Below are 22,768 nucleotides of genomic sequence, written 5' to 3' on the forward strand. Positions count from 1 at the left end.
GAAGGCGTAACAGGCTACCCCTGAGGGTAGCCTGAAAATCAGTCTATCAGGAAGCCGTCGCGGCTAGTGGCGTATAGCCGTTGCGCTGCGCGCTCTTGATCCAGCTGTAGGATCCCATCACCGCAATTGCCGTCAGCAGGACATATTCGAGCGACATGGCGTAAACGCCCTGCACCGCGTAGATAACCACGCTAATCACGTCGATAAGTACCCACAGCAGCCAGTTTTCGACGAACTTGCGCGTCATCAGTACCATAGCCGCAATCGACAATACCAGCATGGTGGAATCCCAGAACGGGAAGGCATCGGGCTGGAGGTCAGGCATAGCGACCTGCATACCAAATGTTTGCAGCAAGGCAATCATGATGCGGGTGAGCGCCGAGAACACGGGGTCGATAAACAGCGTCATCATAACAATCGCCACCGCGCAAACGCCTGCTAATGCCAGTGTTTGCTGGCGGGAAAGCCAGCGTACCTTGAGCGCAGCTTCCTGCGCCTCGTTTTGTCGGCTCCATGCATACCAGCCGTAAATGTTGGCGGCGAAGAAAAACACCTGCAGCAACAGGCTGGCGTAGAGCTGAATCTGAAAGAAAATCGCCGCAAACAGCGTGACGTTAATCAGGCCAAACAGGTAGTTGATAATTTTTTCCCGGCTGGCGCACCAGATGCACAACAGGCCAAACACGGTACCGATGGCTTCAATCCACGATAGCGCATAGCCGCCTTCGCCGAGAGGAATGTTGACCATCACATTGTTAATGCTAAAAAAGTCCATCACTGACCCCCTTGCTGGCTATCGGAATGAATGGCGCGCAGCGCCAAAGTAATTTGTCGTTCTTCGCCCTGTTGGCACAGCGTTTCCTGCTGGACATAATCATTGATACTGCTGTCCAGGCAACCGTTGTGGGCAACAACCACGTTGAGTAATGAGGCAGTTCGTAGTCCGCGTAATGCACCGATAGTCATCAAAGCGGCGCTTTCCATGTCCGCGCCAAGCACGCCGCGAGCTGACCATTCGGCATCCAGTTCCGCTTCCCGGTCGGTATAAAAACTGTCATGGCTACGCACCAGACCGCAGACGGCAGGGATATTCATCTGACGCACCTGCGCCATGAGTTCCCAGGTAAGATGTGGGTCGGCGCAGGCCGGGTAACCCGCTGGCGCATAGGTTCGACTGGTGCCATCATCCATAACCGCAGCATAAGCGATAATCACATCGCCAAGCGCAAGGTTATCCTGCAATGCCCCGCAGCTACCGATGCGAATTAGGGTGGTCACGCCAATCTGGCGCAGCTCTTCAATGGCGATAGCCGTGGATGGCCCGCCGATGCCGGTGGAGACCACCAGGATTTCAACGCCCTGATACCAGCCGCGTGCGGCGCGAAACTCCCGGTTCTGGCCCAGCAACTCCGGGTTATCAAGAAAACTGACAATGCGATCCACCCGCTGCGGGTCGCCCGGTAACAGCGCGTACCGTGCGCTGGTCATTTCCTGGCTTAACTGGATATGGGGTTGCAGCGCCATTCTCCCGCCTCCTTTACTCTTACGGTTATCCGATATCAGCCTCCTGCTTTAATTTGTCAGGGGCTAACAACACAATGCGTTCACCATCGGTATCAATAATCTGTAACGCTTTCAGGTCATGCAAAATACGATTAATACTGCGGGTCGTCGCCGCAAACTCCTGGCTAAGGTTCTGCTTATTCAGCAAGATTTCATTCGCGCCATCCTGTTGATAGCGCAGCCATAATGCCTGGCACACTCGCTGATGCAGCGAGTAGAGATTGTCGCTGCTGGCCTTTTTCGACAGCTGGTAATATTGCTGACTAAAGAAACGCAGCATCCGCTGGTTAAAATGGTTATCTAATGCCAGCCAGCGGCAGAAATGTTCCTGCGACAAACTCAGAAGCTGCACATGCCCTACCGCTACCACCGAGCAGATGTAATGACGCGACTCAAAGATCTCGAGCTCGCCCAGCATGTCGCCTTTACGGTAGCGGGCCTGACGGTAACGACGCCCATCTTCGGCTTCATAGAAAACATCGACCTCACCGGCAATAATCAGTGAAAAACGCTGACACACTTCCCCTTGTCGGCAGATAAAATCGCCGCGCGGAATTTCTTCAAAGCGCCAACGCTGCATAATTTCCAGTGGGCAATATTTCAGTAATTCATACAACTGCGGATCGCCAACAATCTCGCTAAGCCCGGCAAGCCAGGCGACTGAAAATTCAGCTTTTTTCATTGCATCCATGTTATCTCTCTCCACGACGGGAAGGACAGGACGACTGTCCTGGGCAAGAAGGAATACACCGGGTAAAAATGTCGCTCATCTCCCGCTTCCATTAACCAGGCGGGACATCTGTCCTGGGATGGCAAAGAGTATATGTCCAGGACCAGGACGGGTGGTAAAGTAACGGCACATCTTTGAGAAGTGAGAACAAAATAATGGCAAAGAGCGCAGCAGCCCTGCACATCCTGGTAAAAGACGAAAAGCTGGCACAGGAGATCCTTACGAAGCTGGATCGCGGCGTGAGTTTTGATCACCTGGCAAAGCGCTATTCAAAGTGCCCATCCGGCCGCAACGGCGGCGATCTTGGTGAATTTAATCAAGGGGTAATGGTCGGGCCGTTTGATAAAGCCGCCTTCAGTTGCCCGCTGCTAAAGCCTTACGGGCCGGTCAAAACCAAGTTCGGCTACCATATCATTAAGGTGCTATATCGCCGCTAGCCCATGCTACTATTGCGCCCTAATTCATCCCCATTCAATCAAGGCGCAATCATGGCTAAAACAGCGGCAGCAATGCACATCCTGGTTAAAGAAGAGAAACTGGCCCTCGACCTGCTGGAGCAGATTAAAAACGGCGGCGATTTCGAGAAACTGGCGAAGAAACACTCTACTTGCCCTTCAGGCAAAAAAGGCGGCCACTTAGGTGAATTCAAACAGGGCCAGATGGTTCCTGCGTTTGATAAAGTCGTGTTCTCCTGCCCGGAGCTGGAACCTACCGGCCCGCTGCACACCCAGTTCGGCTATCACATCATCAAAGTGCTGTACCGCAAATAACCAGTTTGGCCCTTTTCTTTCGTAAAGGGCCAGTATCTGACATGTTAGTTATACGAAAAAATTCCCATAACTCATAATGAATACTGACGTTTCCTGCAATAACAGAACCAGCCCACATCAAAATCTCAAATCTGACATGTCAAAAACATTCATTTACTCCATTTTTTTGTGATAAATGTCACACTGAAAAGCATTTATATCGCCATTTTTCGTGATCTAAACTTCAATTTATTACGCTCTCTGTCGTCATATAAAAAATGAGTGATATCTTATGTGACATGTCAGATTGAGTGGTAATGTCTCAACTGACTAAAACAGCGGCGTCTCTATGAAGACAAACCCAGGACTCCATGCCATGGTGTGGAGACGCGCACCAGACCTTATGACTTTATTCAGGAAACACGTGTTATGAGTCATTCAATACAACAACAGTCCCTGGATGCGAAAAATGATTTCGAAAAAATCATCGTAACAAAAACGACCAGGAAACTTGTTCCACTGATGGTATTGATGTACATCGTGGCGTATATAGATCGTCAGAATATTAGTTTTGCTAAATTACAAATGGTAGATAGCCTCGGATGGAGTGAAGCGGCTTTTGGACTCGGCGCATCGCTTTTTTTCATCGGTTATTTAGTTTTCAGCGTTCCCGGAAATTTAATATTATCAAAAGTAGGTGCTAAGCGCTGGTTCACTATTAGCTTATTGTCATGGGGAGTCATTACCATGGCGCTGGCGTGGACCGAAAAAATGTCAACGTTTTACGCCTTACGTTTCATTCTTGGCGTTGCCGAAGCCAGCTTTTATCCTGGGTTAATTTACTACTCCACTAAATGGTTCCCTTTAAAGTATCGACCACGTATTGTCGGTTATTTAGTCACGGCAAGTATGGTCGCAAATATGATTGGCGCCCCAATTAATGGCTCTCTGCTTAGTATGCATGGTTTTATGGGACTGGAGGGATGGCAATGGTTATTTCTGGCAACTGGAGTGCTCGCACTTCTGCTGATTGCCCCAGTGCTGCTATGGTTCCCGCAAGGCCCGGAACAGGCTCGCTTCTTAAACAAAGAAGAGAAAAGCTGGTTAATTAAAAAACTGGCGGCCGAACAGGATGCCAACACCGATAAATCGGTCAATAGCTTAGGTAAGTCACTAACCGACTGGCGTGTTCTGGCCCTCGCGCTGGTATACGGATTCATCTGCTTTGGCGCCTACGGTATCAGCTACTGGATGCCGACTATCGTTAAAACCTTCGGTGCTTCGGATATGATGAATGGCCTGGTCAATATGATCCCATGGGCGATGGTTATCATCATGTTGCGCTGGATAACCAGTAAGCCAGAACGTACCGAGAACCCTTATATTAATGTCGCATTACCTATGTTCACCGCCGCAATATGCCTGCTGCTCTCGGTCTGGACATTCTCACAGCCGATTATTAGCTTCCTCTGTATTTGCGGTGTTGTATTATCAGTATTTGCGATTCAACCTTGCTTCTGGAATTTAACTAAGTTTCTTTCAGGCGCAACGGCGGCAGCAGGTATTGCTATTATTAACTCACTGGCAAACCTGGGTGGATTCTTCGCGCAAAACACCATTCCTTTGGTACGCGATTTAGAAAAAAGCGACTCAGCACCAATGCTATATTTAAGCGCAGTTATGCTTATCGGCGGTGTTGTCACAATCTTAATTATTCGCTGGTTAAAGAATATTGCTATCAAGGACACTCAAACGGTTACACAGTAATTTTATAAAACCCGAATAAAAACCCATTAGTTTCACATCCTGTTTTCAGGATGCGGCGAACTACAGCCATAAAAATTTAATCCTTAATTTTATAATTAAGTATGGTAGATATTATGAAAAAGATAGTCGTTATTGAACCCGGATATTTAAATTACTCTGCAGAAGAAAGTATTTTACGCGAGTGGGACCCGAAGTTTGTTGTCGTTCCGGCAAATGCCTCTCTGGAAGAGAAGTTGCGCCAGGTAAGTGATGCTGATGCCGTCATGGTCCGCGAAGCAACCGTCAGTCGCCCCATGATTGAAGCAATGCTTCAGTGCCGCATCATCGTGCGCTACGGCGTCGGTGTAGACAATATCGATAGCCAGGCCGCCAGGGAAAAAGGCATTTACGTCGCTAACGTACCGGACTACGGCTCGGAAGATGTTGCTGAGCACGCTCTGGCGCTGCTCCTGGCCGCAACGCGCCGCATCGCCACCCGCAATCGCGACGTTCGCGATGGACAGTGGGGGATTGGTCAACGCGAACCCATGTTCCGTCTGGCAGGAAAAACGCTTGGAGTCGTCGGATTTGGCCGTATCTCCCGCTGCTTCGTGCAAAAAGCATCCGGGATCGGCTTTAAGCGCATTCTGGTTGTCGATCCGTTGCTTACCGATGAGCAGGCGTTACTGGCAGGCGTAACCCGGGTCAGTCTCGACACGCTGTGCCATGAAGCGGATTTCATCTCCCTTCACGCCCCATTAACCCCGGACACCCATCACCTTATTGGTGAGGCCGAACTGGCGAAAATGAAGCCCAGCGCCATTCTGGTCAATACCTCGCGCGGCGGGCTTATCGATGAACAGGCGCTGATCAACGCCTTGCTGCAACAACGTATTTTCGCCGCCGGACTCGATGTTTTTGAATCCGAACCCCTCAGTGCAAAAAGCCCATTACTGCAAATGGAGAACACCTTATGCACGGACCACACTGCCTGGTTTACCGAAGAGTCGGTGATCGAACTGCAAAGTAAAGCCGCACATGAAGTACGTCGGGCATTTGAAGGCCAACAACCGCTTAACTGGGTTAACCCATAGATCCGTATTCGCTATAAAAAGAGGAAGTGTTATGTACAGCAAAGATATTATCGACGGTTTTCGCGCTATTTTTTCGACCGCTTCTGTCGCTGATGCCTGCGATCAGATCCTCGGCAAGACCATGTTCCTGCCTTTTGAAATCAAAAACCGCATCAACGACAAAAAAATCGTTGGTCCGGCCGTCACTATTTATGAAGACGTCACTGACGAAAAACTGCCACCGCAGCATGCGCTGGACGCGATTGACGAATCCGCCAGCGGTTCGGTCATCGTCATTACCGGCAACCCGTCGCTGGAAACCGTTGCCGTCTGGGGCGGGCTAATGACCGCCGGGGCCGTTGCCAATAAACATGAGGCCGCAGTGTTGAACGGCGGCGTCCGTGACCTGGCGGAGATCCGCCGCGATTATGATTTCCCGGTTTACGCCAAGACCGTAACCCCAGGCACTACGCTTGGTCGTTTCAAGACCATTTCAGCCAACCAGCCCGTCACCATCGGCGATGTCACGGTGAATCCAGGGGATTTGATTGTTGGGGATATCGACGGCGTGGTGTGCATACCGCAGGCGGTCGCTGCCGAAGTCTTAGCGCTTGCGCAATCCATTGATAGCCGCGAGCTGGAACAGGCCAAACTGATTATTCAGTCCGGTTCTCTGCGTGAAGGCCTGGCGAAATACGGCCGAATCTAATTAACCCAGACGCCATCAGCCAAACCGGCTGATGGCGAGCCTGGACTATCATATGGAGAACGCAATGAAGCAGTTCGATATTCTTTCATTTGGTGAACCCCTTTTCGAATTCAATCAGCTTCCCACGGAGCATTCTGAGCAGCATTACCTCAGCGGATTTGGCGGTGATACGTCAAATTTCGCCATCAGCGCGGCGCGACAAGGTGCTCAGGTTGCCATGTTAACCCGCCTCGGTGACGACGTATTTGGGCAGAATTTCAGATCATTATGGGATGAAGAAAAGGTCGATCATCAATGGGTTGGTGCGCATAAAACAGCCCCGACGGGTATCTATTTTATTTCGCACAATGAACAAGGCCATCACTTTACCTTTTATCGTAAAGGCTCTGCGGCCTCAACGATGACTGTCGATGATATCAATGAGTCCGCGATTGCGGCCGCACGCTTATTTCACAGCTCAGCTATCACGCACGCCATTGGCAATAACGTCAGTGATGCGCTTTTTCACGCCATTGAATTATGCAAAAAACACCAAACGCTGATTTCCTTCGACACCAATCTGCGGCTCAAACTGTGGCCATTAGCCCGCGCCCGCGCCATCATTCATGAAACGATCCGTCATGTAGATTACTGCATGCCCAGCCTTGATGAAGCCCGTCTGCTCACTGGGAAACACCATGCAGATGAAATTACGGATTTCTATCTCCAGCTTGGGGCAAAGAATGTAGTGTTAAAAATGGGTGCGGAAGGCGCGATGTTTGCCAATGAGAACCGGCGGGTCATCTATTCTGGCCATAAAGTCGCCACCGTCGATGCAACCGGAGCCGGGGACTGTTTCTCAGGCGCTTTCCTTTATCGCATTATCAAAGGCGATTCGCCGGAAGATGCGCTGTGCTACGCCAATGCCGCCGCTGCGCTCACGACAACCGGTTATGGTGCCGTCGCGCCTATTCCTCGCCAGCCACAAGTTGAAGTATTGATCCAGCAAACTCAATCACAGTAATCTCCGCCGCGCCTGCCAGCGCGGCACATTTTCTCACGGTACACCAGCGGCAACTTGTTGCCATATATCATTTTCCCATTCCCGTAAATCTGTTATACAGTCACCTCTATTGCTGGTCCTAAACGGCCGCTCACCGAGTTAACATGCCGGAATTTTCAATCAATATGACAACGGACTTACTCAAAGACGTTATTTATCGTCGTATCAGAGATATGATCATTAACGGCACATTACCGATGGGCTGCAAAATATCAGAATCAGCCCTCGCGACGCGTTTATCTTCCACTAAAGCGCCAGTACGCGACGCCTTGAGACGTCTGCAAAGCGAGGGGCTGGTACATATCCGCCCAAAAAGCGGGACCTTTGTTTTCAATCTGAGCGATATTGAGTTCAATGGATTGCTGGAGTTTCGTTATTTTGTTGAGGCAAAAGCGCTGAGGCTGTCCCTGCATCGCAATCAGCGCCAGCTAGTACAAGCATTATCTTCCTATCTCGATCACATGACGTTTTGTCTGGAAAATAACTCCACGCATGAATATATTCGCCTCGATAATCTGTTCCACGAGGCTTTATTCACCTATTGCGGCAATGCCTATTTACAGCAATCCTACGTCCTTATTTCCGCACAGATGGCGACAATTCGTAATTACCTTGGCAGTAATGACGAGCATATGCACCGCTCTCATCAACAACATGTCGCAATCATTCAGGCCATCCAGGATGCGGATGCGGAAAAAGCGCTCCAGGCATTACAGGAACACATCCTTCCAGAAAAAGGCGCGTATTGGGGACAATTCGGCTAATACCGCGAACAGATTGACCGAACGCGGTATTTATTGGTAATAAAACCTTATTTATGCGGCTGAAGAAGCTTCTGCGCTTCGTATTTCATCACATGGGTACTGACGGCGGCCTGGAAAACTTTAAACATCAGGCCGTTAATTAGCGTGGTGAGGGTAATCACGATAAACGCCGTCATTACCCAGTCAATCAGCGCAAAGCCGCTGTTCAGTAGCGCCGGGCGATATACCGCCATCCCGCCAAAAACGACCCAGTGACTTAAGCAGTAGAAGCACTGGAACAAGTGGCCCATCAGCGCGTTCTTCTTCGCCGTCCATTCTCGAAACACAGCAAACAACTCCGTCTGCGTCACCGTCATCGAAATACTGCTCGCCGCCATCGCAATCATCAGGCAGGTGGTTAAGGTTTCAGTCATGGTCGTGGCCTTTGTCGTTGAAGTAGCTGATAAATTCGCTGCCAATATCCTGCAACGTCAGGCGCTTAAAGCGATCGAGGATTAGCGTCTGCGCGTCGGCGAGCGTCTCTGACATCACCCGGTTTACCCCCTGCTCCACCAGGCACTGCGGGTTTTCGCTGCGGTTGCCAAGCGCAAACAGCGCCGGTTCGCCGAGCGCCATATAGATGTCGTAAAGCGTAATGTCACTGACCGGTCGGCAGAGCCGCCAGCCGCCGTGGTGCCCCTTAGTGGCACAGACGATACTGTTTTCCCTGAGCCCGGCAAGCAATTTGCGGATGAACGCCGGATTGCCGTCAATAAAAGAGGCCATCTGTTCCGACGTCAGGGGCTTATCCATCTGCTCCAGGTGAAGCAAGATGTGCAGCGTGGCTGAGAATGAGTTGTTTATTTTCATGTAACTTACAATATTACATAAGATAGGTGTGAGCAATCCCAGAAAGGATAATCGGTACAAATAAAAGCTATCTACATGATAACCAGATGAATTTATATGATGAGAGTGTGGATTCAGAGATCCCGCCAAACGCGGATAAAAAAACAGCCCGGCAGCGAGACGCTGACCGGGCCGGATGATAATGAGGTTTTATTAGCCAGCGACGGCAATGCGTTTCATGTCGGTCATGTAGCCGCGCAGTTTCTTACCAACCTGCTCGATAGCGTGGCCGCGAACCGCTTCGTTCACATCGCGCAGCTGGGCGTTATCTACCGCGCCTTCAGCAATCGCTTTGCCCAGGTCGCCGGTCTGCAGGGTAGTCATGAACTCTTTCAGCAGCGGTACGCAAGCGTAAGAGAACAGGTAGTTACCGTATTCTGCGGTATCGGAGATAACCACGTTCATTTCGTACAGACGCTTACGGGCGATGGTGTTGGCGATCAGCGGCAGTTCATGCAGTGATTCGTAGTAAGCAGACTCTTCGATGATGCCAGAATCAACCATGGTTTCGAACGCCAGCTCAACGCCCGCTTTCACCATCGCGATCATCAGAACGCCTTTATCGAAGTACTCTTGCTCGCCGATTTTACCTTCAAACTGCGGTGCGGTTTCGAATGCGGTTTTACCGGTCTCTTCACGCCAGGTCAGCAGTTTCTTATCGTCGTTGGCCCAGTCAGCCATCATACCAGAGGAAAATTCACCGGAGATGATGTCGTCCATGTGTTTCTGGAACAGCGGCGCCATAATCTCTTTCAGCTGTTCAGACAGCGCGTAAGCACGCAGCTTAGCCGGGTTGGACAGACGGTCCATCATCAGGGTGATGCCGCCCTGCTTCAGCGCTTCGGTGATAGTTTCCCAGCCGAACTGAATCAGTTTTTCTGCGTAAGCAGCGTCGGTGCCTTCAGCCACCAGCTTGTCAAAGCACAGCAGAGAACCTGCCTGCAGCATACCGCACAGGATAGTCTGCTCGCCCATCAGGTCAGATTTCACTTCTGCAACGAAGGAGGATTCCAGTACGCCAGCACGGTGACCACCGGTTGCCGCGGCCCAGGCTTTAGCGATCGCCATACCTTCGCCTTTCGGGTCGTTTTCCGGGTGAACCGCGATCAGCGTCGGCACACCAAAACCACGTTTGTACTCTTCACGTACTTCGGTACCCGGGCACTTCGGAGCAACCATCACTACGGTGATGTCTTTACGGATCTGCTCGCCCACTTCCACAACGTTGAAACCGTGGGAGTAACCCAGCGCTGCGCCGTCTTTCATCAGCGGCTGCACAGAACGCACAACGTCGGAGTGCTGTTTATCTGGAGTCAGGTTAACCACCAGATCTGCCTGCGGAACCAGCTCTTCGTAGGTACCGACTTTAAAGCCGTTTTCAGTCGCTTTACGCCAGGAAGCGCGCTTCTCGGCAATCGCTTCTTTACGCAAGGCGTAAGAGATATCCAGACCGGAGTCACGCATGTTCAGGCCCTGGTTCAGACCCTGAGCGCCACAGCCGACGATGACCACTTTTTTACCCTGAAGGTAGCTCGCGCCGTCGGCGAATTCGTCGCGGCCCATAAAGCGACATTTACCCAGCTGTGCCAGCTGCTGGCGCAGGTTCAGTGTATTAAAGTAGTTAGCCATGATGGTGTACTCCGTGATGTTGTGTGTCGTGCTTATTGTTCGGTTCGCTTATGCGAGAATGAACCCACTATATGACAGGAAATTTATTGCGGAAATTGATATATTCACAACATCACGTTGCAATTTATGCAATGTAAAAACGTGGAGTACGAGCCGTGGATTTACGCGATCTAAAAACCTTCCTGCATCTGGCGGATAGCCGCCACTTTGGCCGCAGCGCGCGGGCGATGCACGTCAGCCCCTCTACGCTTTCCCGGCAAATTCAACGGCTGGAAGAGGATCTCGGTCAGGCGCTGTTTATTCGCGATAACCGTACGGTAACGCTCACCGAAGCGGGCGAAGAGCTACGCGTCTTTGCCCAACAGACGCTGTTGCAATATCAGCAATTACGCCACACCATCGATCAGCAAGGACCGTCGCTGTCGGGCGAGCTACATATTTTCTGCTCGGTGACCGCCGCCTACAGCCATCTGCCGCCCATTCTCGACCGTTTTCGCGCCGAACACCCGTCGGTGGAGATTAAGCTCACCACCGGCGATGCCGCTGACGCAATGGAAAAAGTGGTCACCGGAGAAGCTGACCTGGCGATAGCAGGGAAACCGGAGACGCTGCCCGGCGCGGTGGCGTTCTCCATGCTGGAAAATCTGGCGGTGGTACTGATCGCCCCGGCGTTACCCTGCCCGGTGCGCAATCAGGTCTCCGCCGACGAACCCGACTGGTCAACGGTGCCGTTTATCATGGCCGACCAGGGGCCAGTACGCCGCCGCATTGAGCTGTGGTTTCGCCGTAATAAAATCAGCAATCCGTCAATTTATGCCACGGTCGGTGGTCACGAGGCGATGGTGTCGATGGTGGCGCTGGGCTGCGGCGTGGCGCTGCTGCCTGAGGTGGTGCTGGAAAACAGCCCGGAACCGGTACGCAACCGCGTGATGATTTTAGAGCGCAGCGATGAGAAAACGCCGTTTGAGCTGGGCGTCTGCGCGCCCAAAAAGCGGCTGCATGAGCCGCTAATTGATGCCTTCTGGAAGATTGTGCTGGAGAGAAAAATCGAAGAAGGCAAGTGAACGCTATAGATCAGCCGAGTCAATTTGCTTCATCGTTTCTACCGTCATTAACCATTGATACAGCGGCTCCAGTTGGCGGAATCCATCCGCCAGCAGCGTGACCAGATCGGCGTGGAAGAGTTTTTCCACGTCGTTATCCGTCGCCATCGCCGCGAAAGATTTACGGTGATACCAGTCTGAAATAGTCGGTTCGAGGTCTTTGACCAACGGCCGCTTATAGCTCTCCCCCACCAGTTCAAACGGTGCCCGACAGCAGCTAGCAACTTCCAGAAACTGCTCCGGACGCCGTTTCAACGTGTGGCGAAACAGATCCATCGTCGGTTTACTGGCGCTGTAGTAGCCCAACCCGTAACGCAACGTATCCGGACTGATTTCAAAGAAATATGCCGGGGCATCCGTCCAGTTTTTAGCTGAACGCTTAAAGGTCAGCCACATCCGGCTGCGATAAAGGGATTTGTCGTGCGAAAAACGGGTATCGCGATGAATGCGCGATAAGGTTTTGCCGATAGCGGAGCGGGTCTCCAGCTGTGGGTCGATCTCCAACATCGCGGGTGCTAAATCATCCACCAGCGCGCGAAACGGCGTGAGTATGCTGCGATCATAAATAAAACGGTGCTCTTCAAACCAGGTTTTATCGTTCTCGATACATACCTGCTGCAGAAAATTAAGCCCTTCTTGTGCAAAGCCCTGAAAGCGTCCCGCCATCTGCTTGCCCTTTTTCGAGGAGGTTGTTAATGCATTATCGCACCTGCAGATCCACTGTCTATACGATACTGGTAGATGACCGGAAGAGATCACCCTCTCTTCCGGTCATCATAATCATTAACCCGCGAGAAAAAATCGGAATGCCGGATTATTACTTTCATCATGACAGTCGTAGCCCAGCTCATGCAGACGGGTTTCGAAATCAGGCTCGTGATCGCCCAGTTCGAATGCCGCCAGCACGCGACCATAATCGGTACCATGGCTGCGATAGTGGAACAGAGAAATATTCCAGTGGGTACCCAGCGTATGCAGGAACTTCAGCAAAGCACCGGGCGATTCCGGAAACTCGAAGCTGAACAAACGCTCCTGCAATGGCTGCGATGGACGTCCGCCGACCATGTAGCGCACGTGAAGCTTGGCCATTTCATCGTCGGAGAGATCCACCACACTATAGCCACCCTCGTGCAGCAGATTGAGGATTTCTTTACGTTCTTCCAGACCGCGGCTCAGACGCACACCGACAAATATGCAGGCGTTTTTTGCATCGGCGAAGCGGTAGTTGAACTCGGTGACCGAACGCCCCCCCAGCAGCTGGCAGAACTTGAGGAAACTGCCCTTCTCTTCCGGAATAGTTACTGCCAGCAGCGCTTCACGTTGTTCACCCAGCTCGCAGCGTTCGGAAACATAGCGCAGACCGTGGAAGTTAACGTTCGCACCGGAAAGCACGTGCGCCAGGCGTTCGCCGCGAATATTGAGCTGAGCGATGTATTTTTTCATGCCCGCCAGCGCCAGCGCGCCGGAAGGCTCAGCCACCGCACGCACGTCTTCAAACAGATCTTTCATCGCCGCACAGATAGCATCGCTGTCAACGGTGACGATATCATCCAGATACTCCTGGCACAGACGGAAGGTTTCATCACCGATGCGCTTAACCGCCACGCCTTCGGCAAATAAACCGACGCGGGGTAAATCCACCGGATGGCCAGCATCCAGCGCGGCTTTCAGGCAGGCGGAATCCTCAGCCTCAACCGCAATGACTTTGATCTGCGGCATCAGCTGTTTAATCAGCACCGCCACGCCAGCAGCCAGACCGCCGCCGCCGACCGGCACAAACACGCGGTCAATATGGGCATCTTGCTGTAGCAGCTCCAGCGCCAACGTCCCCTGCCCGGCGATCACCATCGGATGATCGAACGGCGGTACCCAGGTGAACCCCTGCTGCTGCGACAGCTCAATAGCTTTGGCTTTCGCTTCATCGAAGTTAGCACCGTGCAACAGCACTTCTCCGCCGAAACCGCGAACGGCATCGACTTTGATATCCGCGGTTGCGGTTGGCATGACGATCAGCGCCTTCACCCCCAGACGAGAAGCTGAGAAAGCGACGCCCTGAGCATGGTTGCCCGCCGAAGCGGTAATTACGCCATGAGATTTTTGCTCTTCAGTCAGCCCCGCCATCATCGCGTAAGCGCCACGCAACTTGAAGCTATGTACCGGCTGACGGTCTTCGCGCTTCACCAGAATCACGTTATCGAGGCGCGACGACAGCTTGTCCATTTTTTGCAGCGGCGTAACCTGCACCGCTTCATAGACCGGTGCGCGTAGCACCGCTCTGAGATATTCCGCCCCCTCAGGGGCGGCGGATAGGGGTTGTGACTCGGCCATCATTAACCCCCAAGTTTTGATTTATCACGCACTGCGCCTTTGTCAGCACTGGTTGCCAGGCTGGCATAGGCGCGAAGAGCGAAGGAAACCTGACGCTCGCGAGCTTTCGGTGTCCAGGCTTTATCGCCGCGGGCTTCCTGCGCTTCACGGCGTGCTGCAATCTCAGCATCGCTCAGTTGCAGCTGAATGCCACGATTCGGGATGTCGATAGCAATCATGTCGCCATCTTCAATAATGGCGATATTGCCGCCACTGGCCGCTTCCGGTGAAACGTGGCCAATAGAGAGGCCGGAGGTACCGCCGGAGAAACGACCGTCGGTGATAAGTGCGCAGGCTTTGCCCAGCCCCATTGATTTCAGGAAGGTCGTCGGATAGAGCATTTCCTGCATGCCTGGCCCGCCTTTCGGCCCTTCATAGCGAATCACCACCACGTCGCCAGCCACCACTTTACCGCCAAGAATCGCTTCGACCGCGTCGTCCTGGCTCTCATACACTTTAGCTGGACCGGTAAATTTCAGGATGCTGTCGTCCACGCCGGCGGTTTTAACGATACAGCCATTTTCCGCGAAGTTACCGTACAGAACTGCCAGGCCGCCGTCCTTGCTGTAAGCGTGCTCCAGCGAACGGATGCAGCCTTCAGCGCGATCGTCATCCAGCGAATCCCAGCGACAATCCTGAGAGAAGGCCTGAGTCGTGCGGATACCCGCAGGGCCAGCGCGGAACATCTTTTTCACCGCTTCGTCCTGCGTGACGGTGATGTCGTACTGCTCCAGCGTCTGCGGCAGGGTTAAACCAAGCACGTTTTTCACGTCGCGGTTCAACAGCCCGGCGCGATCCAGCTCGCCTAAAATACCCAACACGCCGCCTGCGCGGTGAACATCTTCCATATGATATTTCTGCGTACTTGGCGCGACCTTACACAGCTGCGGTACTTTGCGGGAAAGCTTATCGATATCACTCATGGTGAAGTCAATTTCCGCTTCCTGCGCCGCCGCCAGCAGGTGCAGTACGGTATTGGTGGAACCGCCCATGGCGATATCCAGCGTCATGGCGTTTTCGAACGCTGATTTGCAGGCAATATTGCGCGGCAGCGCGGAGTCGTCATCCTGCTCGTAGTAACGCTTGGTCAGCTCAACGATGCGTGAACCCGCATTCAGGAACAACTGCTTACGATCGGCGTGGGTCGCCAACAGCGAACCGTTGCCCGGCTGCGACAGGCCCAGCGCTTCGGTCAGGCAGTTCATGGAGTTGGCCGTGAACATCCCCGAGCAAGAGCCGCAGGTCGGGCAGGCGGAGCGTTCAACCTGATTGCTCTGATCGTCAGAGACTTTCGGATCAGCGCCCTGAATCATCGCATCAACCAGATCGAGTTTAATGATCTGATCGGAAAGTTTGGTTTTCCCGGCTTCCATCGGGCCGCCGGAAACAAAAATCACTGGAATATTCAGGCGCAGAGACGCCATTAGCATCCCTGGGGTGATTTTATCGCAGTTGGAGATACAGACCATCGCGTCGGCGCAGTGTGCGTTAACCATGTACTCCACCGAGTCGGCGATAAGCTCGCGGGATGGTAGTGAATAAAGCATACCCCCGTGGCCCATGGCGATCCCATCATCCACAGCGATGGTGTTAAATTCTTTGGCGACGCCGCCAGAGGCTTCAATTTGCTCCGCAACCAGCTTACCGAGATCGCGCAGGTGAACGTGACCCGGCACGAACTGGGTGAAGGAGTTAACGACGGCGATAATCGGCTTGCCGAAATCAGCGTCGGTCATTCCAGTGGCGCGCCACAGCGCGCGGGCACCTGCCATATTGCGGCCGTGAGTGGTTGTGGCGGAACGGTACTTAGGCATGCTTTAGTTACTCCCAGTGTCTGTTAAATGGGGCGTTGCGTGCCGCCCCATCTTTTTATACTTAGTTATTAACCTGATCCAACCAGCCCCATTTATCCTCGGTTTCACCGGTGAAGAGGCCAAAGAATGCTTGCTGAATACGTTTGGTGATCGGGCCGCAGCGGCCTTCGCCGACCTGAATACCATCGACGCTACGTACCGGCGTAATTTCTGCAGCAGTACCAGACATAAAGACTTCGTCTGCCAGATACAGAGACTCGCGGGACAATACCTGCTCACGCACTTCCAGACCCAGATCTTTCGCCAGCTTGATGATAGCGTCGCGAGTGATGCCCGGCAGAGCGGAAGAGGTGAACGGCGGAGTAAACAACACGCCATCTTTCACTTCAAACAGGTTTTCACCCGCACCTTCAGAGATATAGCCGTTAACGTCGAGTGCAATACCTTCCTGATAACCATGACGGCGCGCTTCGCTACCGACCAGCAGAGAAGAGAGGTAGTTACCGCCTGCTTTAGCCGCGGTTGGAATGGTATTCGGCGCAGCACGATTCCAGGAAGAAACCATCGCATCGATCCCCTGATCTAACGCTTCGGCACCCAGATAGGCACCCCACGGGAACGCCGCGATGATCACGTCAGTGGTGTAGCCGTCTGGCGGGTTAACCCCCATGCCGACGTCGCCAACAAATACCAGTGGACGGATATAGGCGCTGGTCAGGTTGTTTTTACGCAGTACTTCACGGCAGGCTTCCATCAGTTCATCAACGCTCTGAGAAACCGGGAAACGATAAATTTTGGCGGAGTCACGCAGACGCTGCATGTGCTCACGGTGACGGAAGACAACCGGACCTTTGTGAGAATCGTAGCAGCGGATACCTTCGAATACGGAAGTACCGTAATGCAGCGCGTGAGACATGACGTGTACCTTCGCCTCTTCCCAACGTACCATCTCACCGTTAAACCAGATGTAGTCCGCTTTTTTCGTCGTCATTTCTTTTCCTTTTGCGCTCAGGCGCGAATTTGTTGTGATGTAGGTTGCTGGATCTCGACGCAGGCAACGTCGATCAGTTTGCTTAATTGACTAAACAGTAATTCGACTGGCCGCTGGCTGGCAACGGTCAACTCGATATTAATATTCCGGGCGTCGGCAGCCGTTTCCATATTCATGGCGCAAATCTGGAATCCGCGATGGCGCACTACGCGCAGCACACGTTCTAAAGTTTCTGGGTTAGAGCGAGCCTGTAAAGCGACTTGATGTTGCATCATGATAATTTCTCCAGCATTTCTGCGTTACTGGCACCGGGTGGCACCAACGGCCAGACGTTCTCAAGTTCGTCGATTGAGACATGAAGCAGGTAAGGCCCCTGGCTCGAAAGCATGGTGTCGAGTGCCGCTTCAACCTGGTCTTTACGGGTGATGTGTTGACCAGGGATGCCGAAGGCGCTGGCCAGAGTAAGGAAATCGGGGTTATCAGTCAGAGTGGTTTCGCTATAACGTTCCTGGAAAAACAGCTGCTGCCATTGGCGAACCATCCCCAAACGCTGGTTGTCCAGCAGCACAATCTTCAGCGGTAACTGTTTACGTTTTACGGTGCCCAGCTCCTGTACGTTCATCATGAAAGAGCCGTCACCGGAGATGCAGATAATCGTATCATCCGGACGAGCCACCTGCGCACCAACCGCAGCAGGTAAGCCGAAGCCCATCGTACCCAACCCGCTGGAGGTAATGAAGTTTTCAGGGCGCGTGTAGGACATATGCTGCGCTGACCACATCTGATGCTGACCCACATCGGTGGTGACTACGCAATTCGCTGGCTTGCGATCGGAAAGCTGCTTTAACAACAAAGGAGCGTAGATAGCATCACCAGGATGGTCGTAGCGCCAGGCATGCTCAGCACGCAAATCAGCATTACGTTGACGCCAGGCATCGATAGACAGCGGTTGCTGCAGTGCTGGCAGCATCGCATTCAGATCGCCCGTCAGGCCAATATGCACCTGACGAAGCTTGTTCAATTCAGCCGGGTCGATATCCATATGGATAACTTTGGCATTCGGCGCAAAGGTATTCAGCTTACCGGTTACACGATCGTCAAAGCGCGCGCCCACAGCGATCAGCAGATCGCACTCCTGTACCGCCAGGTTAGCCGCTTTAGTACCGTGCATTCCCAGCATACCCAAATAGTACGGATAGTCGGCGTCCACAACACCCAAACCTTTCAGGGTACTGGTCGCTGGCATTTGCGTCACGGCTAGAAATTCACGTAACGCGGGCACCGCCAGCGCCATACCCACGCCGCCGCCAACGTATAACATAGGTTTCTGGGACTGAGCCAGCATCTGCAAAGCGTATTCAATATCCGCATATGGGAAGTCAACATCATCGGCTACCATGGAGAAATGTGGGTCAAGGTCACCCTGAGCCAATTGGATATCTTTTGGAATATCGACCAATACCGGACCTGGACGCCCTGAGTTTGCTACATAGAAAGCTTCAGCGATTACCCGCGGCAGTTCTTCCAGCGACTGCACCAGGAAACTGTGTTTAGTGCAAGCCAGTGATAAGCCAAGAACATCCACTTCCTGAAATGCGTCCGTACCAATGAACGGAGCAGAAACCTGTCCGGTGATTGCAACAATAGGAACAGAATCGAGCAGTGCGTCTGCAAGGCCGGTTATCAAGTTTGTGGCGCCGGGACCAGAGGTGGCGATACACACCCCAGTTTTTCCGGTAGCACGAGCATAGCCGATGGCCGCCATCGCAGCCCCTTGTTCATGTCGGCACAGTAAGTGTTCCACGCCGCCGTCATACAACGCATCGTAAACCGGCATAATTGCGCCACCTGGATAGCCAAATACCGTGTCGACTCCCTGCGCTCGCAAAGCATGTACAACCCACCGTGCTCCATTCATAGTTACTTCCCCGTCATAGATCGAGAGAAACAGAACATTATGCTACTCATCATCATCTGCTCCTCACTTCTGTTTTTAAGTTATAAAAAAACCCCCGGACCTTTCGGTGCGGGGGTCTTAGTTCGTTAAGGCTTGTTTTCTAAGCCTTTCCTCGTCCAAGTGCAGCCCCGCACGGTGGGATAATAATCACCACCACGCTAATCACGACCAGGCTAATCACTCGTAGAAGGGCTGTCATTTTATGTTCTTTCTGGCTTCATGTTCGAAGGAATACCTAAAGAGGTACCACAGACATCACATTAAACACAAGATTTTTTTATGGCTGAGTTTATTACCCTGCTAACCATTTCTGAGAAGATAATTGTTTTTAATAAGAAAAATATGAAATGAAAATATTTCAATTTGTGGAGCATACCACAGCACTTTCTCATACCGCTGACCCACGGCTGCCTCCTGCGAGTCAGTTTCCAAAAATGCCTGAAACGTAACAACTGGCAGTGAATCGACTGGAATGAGGCATCTAAAATTCAATATTGCTGGATTACTCAGCAAAAAATCCCCGACATAATTCCAGCTACCAGGAGGTTTTATGTCACTTGCCATAGTTTACACACGCGCTGCTCTCGGGATCGGTGCTCCGCTTATCACGATTGAAGTGCATATCAGCAACGGACTCCCTGGCCTGACGATGGTGGGACTTCCCGAAACAACGGTTAGAGAAGCCCGTGACCGAGTGCGTAGTGCAATTATTAACAGCGGCTACACCTGGCCTGCAAAGAAAATCACCATCAATCTGGCGCCAGCCGATTTGCCAAAAGAAGGGGGGCGATACGATTTACCTATCGCTCTCGCGCTTCTGGTGGCATCAGAGCAGTTAAATGCTACCAAGTTGAATCAATATGAGTTTGTCGGTGAATTGGCGCTTACAGGCGCCCTACGTGGCGTTCCTGGGGCTATATCCAGCGCGATGGAAGCAATAAAGGCGGGTCGAAAAATAATTGTCTCTGACGAGAATGCTACGGAAGTTGGCTTAATCGGCGGTAGCGACTGCCTTATTTCCGGACATCTACAGGAGGTCTGTGCTTTTCTCGAAGGAATAAACCCTCTGAATTTTCCTATCCAGGAAGGAGAATGTTCGAATGAGGCATTAGCGGACCTTCGTGATGTCATTGGTCAACAGCAAGGGAAGCGTGCGCTGGAAGTCATCGCTGCAGGTGGCCATAACTTGCTGATGATAGGCCCGCCAGGCACTGGTAAAACTATGCTCGCCAGTCGTCTACCGGGTCTGCTACCACCGCTGAGTAACCAGGAGGCGCTGGAAAGCGCAGCGATACTCAGTCTGGTCAATTCCAGCCATGCAACGAAACAGTGGCGTCGTAGGCCGTTCCGCGCCCCACATCACAGCGCATCTCTTGCCGCCATGGTGGGCGGAGGGTCAATCCCCGCGCCAGGGGAGATTTCCCTTGCCCATAATGGGATTCTGTTCCTTGATGAGCTACCCGAGTTTGAACGTAGGGTACTGGATGCATTGCGAGAGCCGATTGAGTCAGGGATAATTCATATTTCTCGTACCCGCGCAAAAATCGATTATCCAGCGCGTTTCCAACTCATCGCCGCAATGAACCCTAGCCCGACAGGGCATTATCAAGGCCAGCATAATCGTACATCTCCAGAACAGATTCTGCGTTACCTGGGGCGTTTATCCGGCCCCTTTCTTGACCGCTTTGATCTCTCTCTGGAAATCCCACTCCCGCCACCGGGGGTATTAAGTCAGGGTGTAAGCGAAGAAGAGGACAGCGCCAGCGTACGGCTGCGGGTTTTGGCGGCACGCGAAAGGCAGTTATCCCGACAGAAGAAACTTAATGCGCACCTGGGGAATAACGAAATGAAAGTCTGGTGTCAGCTACATAAAGACGATGCTATGTGGCTGGAGCAGACCTTGTCGCAACTTGGACTCTCGATACGAGCCTGGCAGCGCCTACTCAAAGTTGCCCGAACCATTGCCGATCTTGAGCAGGTGGAACACATCAAACGCTATCATTTGCAGGAAGCCCTCGGCTATCGAGCTATAGACCGGATGTTGATCCATCTACAAAAGCTAATGGCATAAAAAAAGGGCTTACGCCCTTTTTTCTTAATCATCGCTTTCTGTGTAATCTTCCGTACCTTCCACCTGCGGTTTCCCGCCGGACAGAGTATGAAAACGTTTTGGACGCTTAATACGCGCCATATACTTAATCCAGACGCGTTCTATCTCAGTTGCTGGCTCACGTTCGCCGCGACATACCGAAACAAACTGTTTTTCATCTTCGGTAACGGGCTCGCGTTTACCCAATTCGAGTTCATTAAAGGCATAACCATGACGTTCCAGCAGTTGCGCCTCTTTGATGGTGAAATCTCCATGACGGGAAAACCCGCGCGGATAATTTTTATTGTCGAAAAAACGATTAGTTGTCGTAAAGCTTTCCGCCATCCTACACGCTCCTGATTCTTTGGCCGAGCTATTTATGGCGCGGAGTATTAGTTACGCTTGACAGAGCGTCAAACAAAACATTTAAATCATCACGACAAATAATTTTGTGGAGAAGAGTGTGGATACGGAATTGCTCAAGACTTTCCTTGAGGTGAGCAGAACTCGTCACTTTGGTCGGGCTGCGGAGGCGCTTTATCTGACACAGTCGGCAGTTAGCTTTCGTATTCGTCAGTTGGAGAACCAGCTGGGCGTGAATCTTTTCACCCGTCATCGTAACAACATCCGCCTGACTCCAGCTGGAGAAAAACTGCTGCCCTATGCTGAAACCCTGATGAATACCTGGCAGGCCGCGCGTAAGGAGGTCGCAAATTCTTCCCGGCACAATGAATTTTCGATAGGTGCCAGTGCTTCTCTTTGGGAGTGCCTACTCAATGAATGGCTAGGGAAGCTCTACACTGAGCCCTATAACCTGCAGTTTGAGGCGCGGATTGCACAGAGGCAATCGCTGGTCAAACAGCTGCACGAGCGTCAGCTTGATCTGCTGATCACGACAGAATCGCCGAAGATGGATGAACTAAGCAGCCAGTTACTTGGCAACTTTACACTCGCGCTTTATTGCACATCGCCGACTAAAAACAAAAATGAATTGAATTATCTACGCCTGGAATGGGGACCTGATTTTCAACAAAATGAAGTAGGATTGATCGGTAATGACGATATACCTCTGCTAACGACCAGTTCTGCAGAATTAGCCTACCAACAGCTCAGTGCGCTTAAGGGATGCACATGGCTGCCAGTACGTTGGGCACAGGACAAAAGCGGCTTGTATGCGGTTAAGGATAGCGTGACGCTTTCACGCCCTCTGTATGCAATTTGGCTACAAAACAGCGATAAGCAGACGCAGATTCGCGAGATCCTGAAAAGCAGTATTTTAGGATAAGATCAATCCTCCATGGATGGGGGATATGAGGAATAATAACGAGGAAAATTAAAGACAAAAAAAATCCTTTGCCTAAGCAAAGGATTATTATATGGCAGGGGCGGAGAGACTCGAACTCGCGACACCCGGTTTTGGAGACCGGTGCTCTACCAACTGAGCTACGCCCCTAAATTTTCTTATCATTAAGCCTGCTAGATTAGCAGGCTTAATTTTCTAATAAGTGGCGGAACGGACGGGACTCGAACCCGCGACCCCCTGCGTGACAGGCA

General features: G+C 52.1%; 24 protein-coding genes and 1 tRNA gene. 10 read left to right on the top strand and 15 right to left on the bottom strand.

Going from position 1 to position 22,768, the window contains the following annotated elements; all coding sequences use genetic code 11:
* Positions 1-46: 46 nt before the first annotated feature.
* The 3 genes from pnuC to QVF11_RS17020 are packed head-to-tail and all read right to left on the bottom strand — an operon-like array spanning position 47 to position 2,254.
* On the bottom strand, positions 47-775 hold the full coding sequence (pnuC, locus tag QVF11_RS17010) for a nicotinamide riboside transporter PnuC (protein ID WP_112216119.1): 729 nt from the start codon (positions 773-775) through the stop codon (positions 47-49).
* Entirely contained in the window at positions 775-1,524 is a 750-nt protein-coding gene (locus tag QVF11_RS17015; protein WP_287858365.1) for a nucleoside phosphorylase, read from the bottom strand. Before QVF11_RS17015 ends, pnuC begins: the two co-directional genes overlap by 1 nt.
* A 25-nt stretch (positions 1,525-1,549) precedes the next feature.
* The gene (locus QVF11_RS17020) at positions 1,550-2,254 is read right to left on the bottom strand and encodes a Crp/Fnr family transcriptional regulator (protein ID WP_287858367.1); all 705 of its coding nucleotides are present in this window, start codon (positions 2,252-2,254) and stop codon (positions 1,550-1,552) included.
* A gap of 194 nt (positions 2,255-2,448) precedes the next feature.
* Here QVF11_RS17020 and ppiC (QVF11_RS17025) point away from each other — a divergent pair, with 194 nt between their 5' ends.
* From ppiC (QVF11_RS17025) to QVF11_RS17055, 7 genes are all read left to right on the top strand, one after another.
* A complete protein-coding gene (gene ppiC / locus QVF11_RS17025; protein WP_112216117.1) occupies positions 2,449-2,730 on the top strand; it encodes a peptidylprolyl isomerase PpiC in 282 nt (93 codons plus the stop codon).
* A gap of 51 nt (positions 2,731-2,781) precedes the next feature.
* On the top strand, positions 2,782-3,063 hold the full coding sequence (gene ppiC / locus QVF11_RS17030) for a peptidylprolyl isomerase PpiC (protein WP_110276900.1): 282 nt from the start codon (positions 2,782-2,784) through the stop codon (positions 3,061-3,063).
* A 408-nt stretch (positions 3,064-3,471) separates the two neighbouring features.
* A complete protein-coding gene (locus QVF11_RS17035) occupies positions 3,472-4,809 on the top strand; it encodes an MFS transporter (protein ID WP_142512681.1) in 1,338 nt (445 codons plus the stop codon).
* A gap of 113 nt (positions 4,810-4,922) precedes the next feature.
* Entirely contained in the window at positions 4,923-5,882 is a 960-nt protein-coding gene (locus tag QVF11_RS17040) for a C-terminal binding protein (RefSeq protein WP_287858370.1), read from the top strand.
* A gap of 31 nt (positions 5,883-5,913) precedes the next feature.
* Complete coding sequence (locus tag QVF11_RS17045) at positions 5,914-6,570, top strand: RraA family protein (RefSeq protein WP_287858371.1); 657 nt, start codon at positions 5,914-5,916, stop codon at positions 6,568-6,570.
* A 64-nt stretch (positions 6,571-6,634) separates the two neighbouring features.
* Positions 6,635-7,573, top strand: a complete 939-nt coding sequence (locus QVF11_RS17050) for a sugar kinase (protein WP_287858372.1) — start codon at positions 6,635-6,637, stop codon at positions 7,571-7,573.
* A gap of 164 nt (positions 7,574-7,737) precedes the next feature.
* A complete protein-coding gene (locus QVF11_RS17055) occupies positions 7,738-8,376 on the top strand; it encodes a GntR family transcriptional regulator (protein ID WP_000205685.1) in 639 nt (212 codons plus the stop codon).
* Positions 8,377-8,423: 47 nt separating this feature from the next.
* On the opposite strand, the gene QVF11_RS17060 is transcribed toward QVF11_RS17055, so the two are convergent.
* The 3 genes from QVF11_RS17060 to ilvC form a co-directional block, all read right to left on the bottom strand.
* Positions 8,424-8,789 (bottom strand): DUF1360 domain-containing protein, encoded by a 366-nt coding sequence (locus tag QVF11_RS17060; protein WP_112216112.1) that lies wholly within the window; start codon positions 8,787-8,789, stop codon positions 8,424-8,426.
* Positions 8,782-9,225, bottom strand: a complete 444-nt coding sequence (locus QVF11_RS17065; RefSeq protein WP_112216111.1) for an Rrf2 family transcriptional regulator — start codon at positions 9,223-9,225, stop codon at positions 8,782-8,784. Before QVF11_RS17065 ends, QVF11_RS17060 begins: the two co-directional genes overlap by 8 nt.
* A 192-nt stretch (positions 9,226-9,417) precedes the next feature.
* Positions 9,418-10,893, bottom strand: a complete 1,476-nt coding sequence (ilvC, locus tag QVF11_RS17070; RefSeq protein WP_142512684.1) for a ketol-acid reductoisomerase — start codon at positions 10,891-10,893, stop codon at positions 9,418-9,420.
* A gap of 155 nt (positions 10,894-11,048) precedes the next feature.
* On the opposite strand from ilvC, the gene ilvY reads away from it, so the two are divergent.
* On the top strand, positions 11,049-11,957 hold the full coding sequence (gene ilvY / locus QVF11_RS17075) for an HTH-type transcriptional activator IlvY (RefSeq protein WP_110276906.1): 909 nt from the start codon (positions 11,049-11,051) through the stop codon (positions 11,955-11,957).
* Between the two features lie 3 nt (positions 11,958-11,960).
* Here ilvY and QVF11_RS17080 read toward each other — a convergent pair whose 3' ends face one another.
* The 7 genes from QVF11_RS17080 to ilvL form a co-directional block, all read right to left on the bottom strand.
* A complete protein-coding gene (locus QVF11_RS17080) occupies positions 11,961-12,662 on the bottom strand; it encodes a DUF2461 domain-containing protein (RefSeq protein ID WP_112216109.1) in 702 nt (233 codons plus the stop codon).
* Positions 12,663-12,779: 117 nt separating this feature from the next.
* Positions 12,780-14,324, bottom strand: a complete 1,545-nt coding sequence (gene ilvA, locus QVF11_RS17085) for a threonine ammonia-lyase, biosynthetic (protein ID WP_287858385.1) — start codon at positions 14,322-14,324, stop codon at positions 12,780-12,782.
* 2 nt (positions 14,325-14,326) lie between these two features.
* Positions 14,327-16,177 carry a dihydroxy-acid dehydratase gene (gene ilvD / locus QVF11_RS17090; protein WP_112216108.1) on the bottom strand — a complete coding sequence of 617 codons (1,851 nt, stop codon included), beginning with the start codon at positions 16,175-16,177 and terminating at the stop codon, positions 14,327-14,329.
* 61 nt (positions 16,178-16,238) lie between these two features.
* A complete protein-coding gene (locus QVF11_RS17095) occupies positions 16,239-17,168 on the bottom strand; it encodes a branched-chain amino acid transaminase (RefSeq protein WP_110276909.1) in 930 nt (309 codons plus the stop codon).
* Between the two features lie 17 nt (positions 17,169-17,185).
* Positions 17,186-17,443 carry an acetolactate synthase 2 small subunit gene (gene ilvM / locus QVF11_RS17100; RefSeq protein ID WP_110276910.1) on the bottom strand — a complete coding sequence of 86 codons (258 nt, stop codon included), beginning with the start codon at positions 17,441-17,443 and terminating at the stop codon, positions 17,186-17,188.
* On the bottom strand, positions 17,440-19,086 hold the full coding sequence (gene ilvG, locus QVF11_RS17105) for an acetolactate synthase 2 catalytic subunit (protein ID WP_287858373.1): 1,647 nt from the start codon (positions 19,084-19,086) through the stop codon (positions 17,440-17,442). The genes ilvM and ilvG overlap by 4 nt, the downstream gene beginning before the upstream one ends.
* 139 nt (positions 19,087-19,225) lie before the next feature.
* Positions 19,226-19,324, bottom strand: a complete 99-nt coding sequence (ilvL, locus tag QVF11_RS17110) for an ilv operon leader peptide (protein WP_001311244.1) — start codon at positions 19,322-19,324, stop codon at positions 19,226-19,228.
* 351 nt (positions 19,325-19,675) lie between these two features.
* Here ilvL and QVF11_RS17115 point away from each other — a divergent pair, with 351 nt between their 5' ends.
* A complete protein-coding gene (locus QVF11_RS17115; RefSeq protein ID WP_287858381.1) occupies positions 19,676-21,196 on the top strand; it encodes a YifB family Mg chelatase-like AAA ATPase in 1,521 nt (506 codons plus the stop codon).
* Between the two features lie 24 nt (positions 21,197-21,220).
* Here the strand turns inward: QVF11_RS17115 and QVF11_RS17120 are convergent, their stop codons facing one another.
* Positions 21,221-21,559, bottom strand: coding sequence for a MaoP family protein (locus QVF11_RS17120; RefSeq protein WP_110276913.1), 339 nt, complete (start codon positions 21,557-21,559; stop codon positions 21,221-21,223).
* Between the two features lie 118 nt (positions 21,560-21,677).
* Between QVF11_RS17120 and hdfR the strand changes: the two genes are divergently transcribed.
* Positions 21,678-22,499 (top strand): HTH-type transcriptional regulator HdfR, encoded by an 822-nt coding sequence (hdfR, locus tag QVF11_RS17125; protein WP_287858382.1) that lies wholly within the window; start codon positions 21,678-21,680, stop codon positions 22,497-22,499.
* A gap of 92 nt (positions 22,500-22,591) precedes the next feature.
* Here hdfR and QVF11_RS17130 read toward each other — a convergent pair.
* Positions 22,592-22,667 (bottom strand) — tRNA-Trp (locus QVF11_RS17130).
* Positions 22,668-22,768 lie beyond the last annotated feature (101 nt).

It is taken from the genome of Klebsiella sp. (genome assembly GCF_027492335.1).
GTDB lineage: Bacteria > Pseudomonadota > Gammaproteobacteria > Enterobacterales > Enterobacteriaceae > Klebsiella > Klebsiella huaxiensis.

Bases quoted from the DNA above. Each gene is read 5' to 3' on its own strand.
- pnuC (WP_112216119.1), bottom strand. From the start codon at position 775: ATGGACTTTTTTAGCATTAACAATGTGATGGTCAACATTCCTCTCGGC.
- QVF11_RS17015 (WP_287858365.1), bottom strand. From the start codon at position 1,524: ATGGCGCTGCAACCCCATATCCAGTTAAGCCAGGAAATGACCAGCGCA.
- QVF11_RS17020 (WP_287858367.1), bottom strand. From the start codon at position 2,254: ATGGATGCAATGAAAAAAGCTGAATTTTCAGTCGCCTGGCTTGCCGGG.
- ppiC (WP_112216117.1), top strand. From the start codon at position 2,449: ATGGCAAAGAGCGCAGCAGCCCTGCACATCCTGGTAAAAGACGAAAAG.
- ppiC (WP_110276900.1), top strand. From the start codon at position 2,782: ATGGCTAAAACAGCGGCAGCAATGCACATCCTGGTTAAAGAAGAGAAA.
- QVF11_RS17035 (WP_142512681.1), top strand. From the start codon at position 3,472: ATGAGTCATTCAATACAACAACAGTCCCTGGATGCGAAAAATGATTTC.
- QVF11_RS17040 (WP_287858370.1), top strand. From the start codon at position 4,923: ATGAAAAAGATAGTCGTTATTGAACCCGGATATTTAAATTACTCTGCA.
- QVF11_RS17045 (WP_287858371.1), top strand. From the start codon at position 5,914: ATGTACAGCAAAGATATTATCGACGGTTTTCGCGCTATTTTTTCGACC.
- QVF11_RS17050 (WP_287858372.1), top strand. From the start codon at position 6,635: ATGAAGCAGTTCGATATTCTTTCATTTGGTGAACCCCTTTTCGAATTC.
- QVF11_RS17055 (WP_000205685.1), top strand. From the start codon at position 7,738: ATGACAACGGACTTACTCAAAGACGTTATTTATCGTCGTATCAGAGAT.
- QVF11_RS17060 (WP_112216112.1), bottom strand. From the start codon at position 8,789: ATGACTGAAACCTTAACCACCTGCCTGATGATTGCGATGGCGGCGAGC.
- QVF11_RS17065 (WP_112216111.1), bottom strand. From the start codon at position 9,225: ATGAAAATAAACAACTCATTCTCAGCCACGCTGCACATCTTGCTTCAC.
- ilvC (WP_142512684.1), bottom strand. From the start codon at position 10,893: ATGGCTAACTACTTTAATACACTGAACCTGCGCCAGCAGCTGGCACAG.
- QVF11_RS17080 (WP_112216109.1), bottom strand. From the start codon at position 12,662: ATGGCGGGACGCTTTCAGGGCTTTGCACAAGAAGGGCTTAATTTTCTG.
- ilvA (WP_287858385.1), bottom strand. From the start codon at position 14,324: ATGGCCGAGTCACAACCCCTATCCGCCGCCCCTGAGGGGGCGGAATAT.
- ilvD (WP_112216108.1), bottom strand. From the start codon at position 16,177: ATGCCTAAGTACCGTTCCGCCACAACCACTCACGGCCGCAATATGGCA.
- QVF11_RS17095 (WP_110276909.1), bottom strand. From the start codon at position 17,168: ATGACGACGAAAAAAGCGGACTACATCTGGTTTAACGGTGAGATGGTA.
- ilvM (WP_110276910.1), bottom strand. From the start codon at position 17,443: ATGATGCAACATCAAGTCGCTTTACAGGCTCGCTCTAACCCAGAAACT.
- ilvG (WP_287858373.1), bottom strand. From the start codon at position 19,086: ATGAATGGAGCACGGTGGGTTGTACATGCTTTGCGAGCGCAGGGAGTC.
- ilvL (WP_001311244.1), bottom strand. From the start codon at position 19,324: ATGACAGCCCTTCTACGAGTGATTAGCCTGGTCGTGATTAGCGTGGTG.
- QVF11_RS17115 (WP_287858381.1), top strand. From the start codon at position 19,676: ATGTCACTTGCCATAGTTTACACACGCGCTGCTCTCGGGATCGGTGCT.
- QVF11_RS17120 (WP_110276913.1), bottom strand. From the start codon at position 21,559: ATGGCGGAAAGCTTTACGACAACTAATCGTTTTTTCGACAATAAAAAT.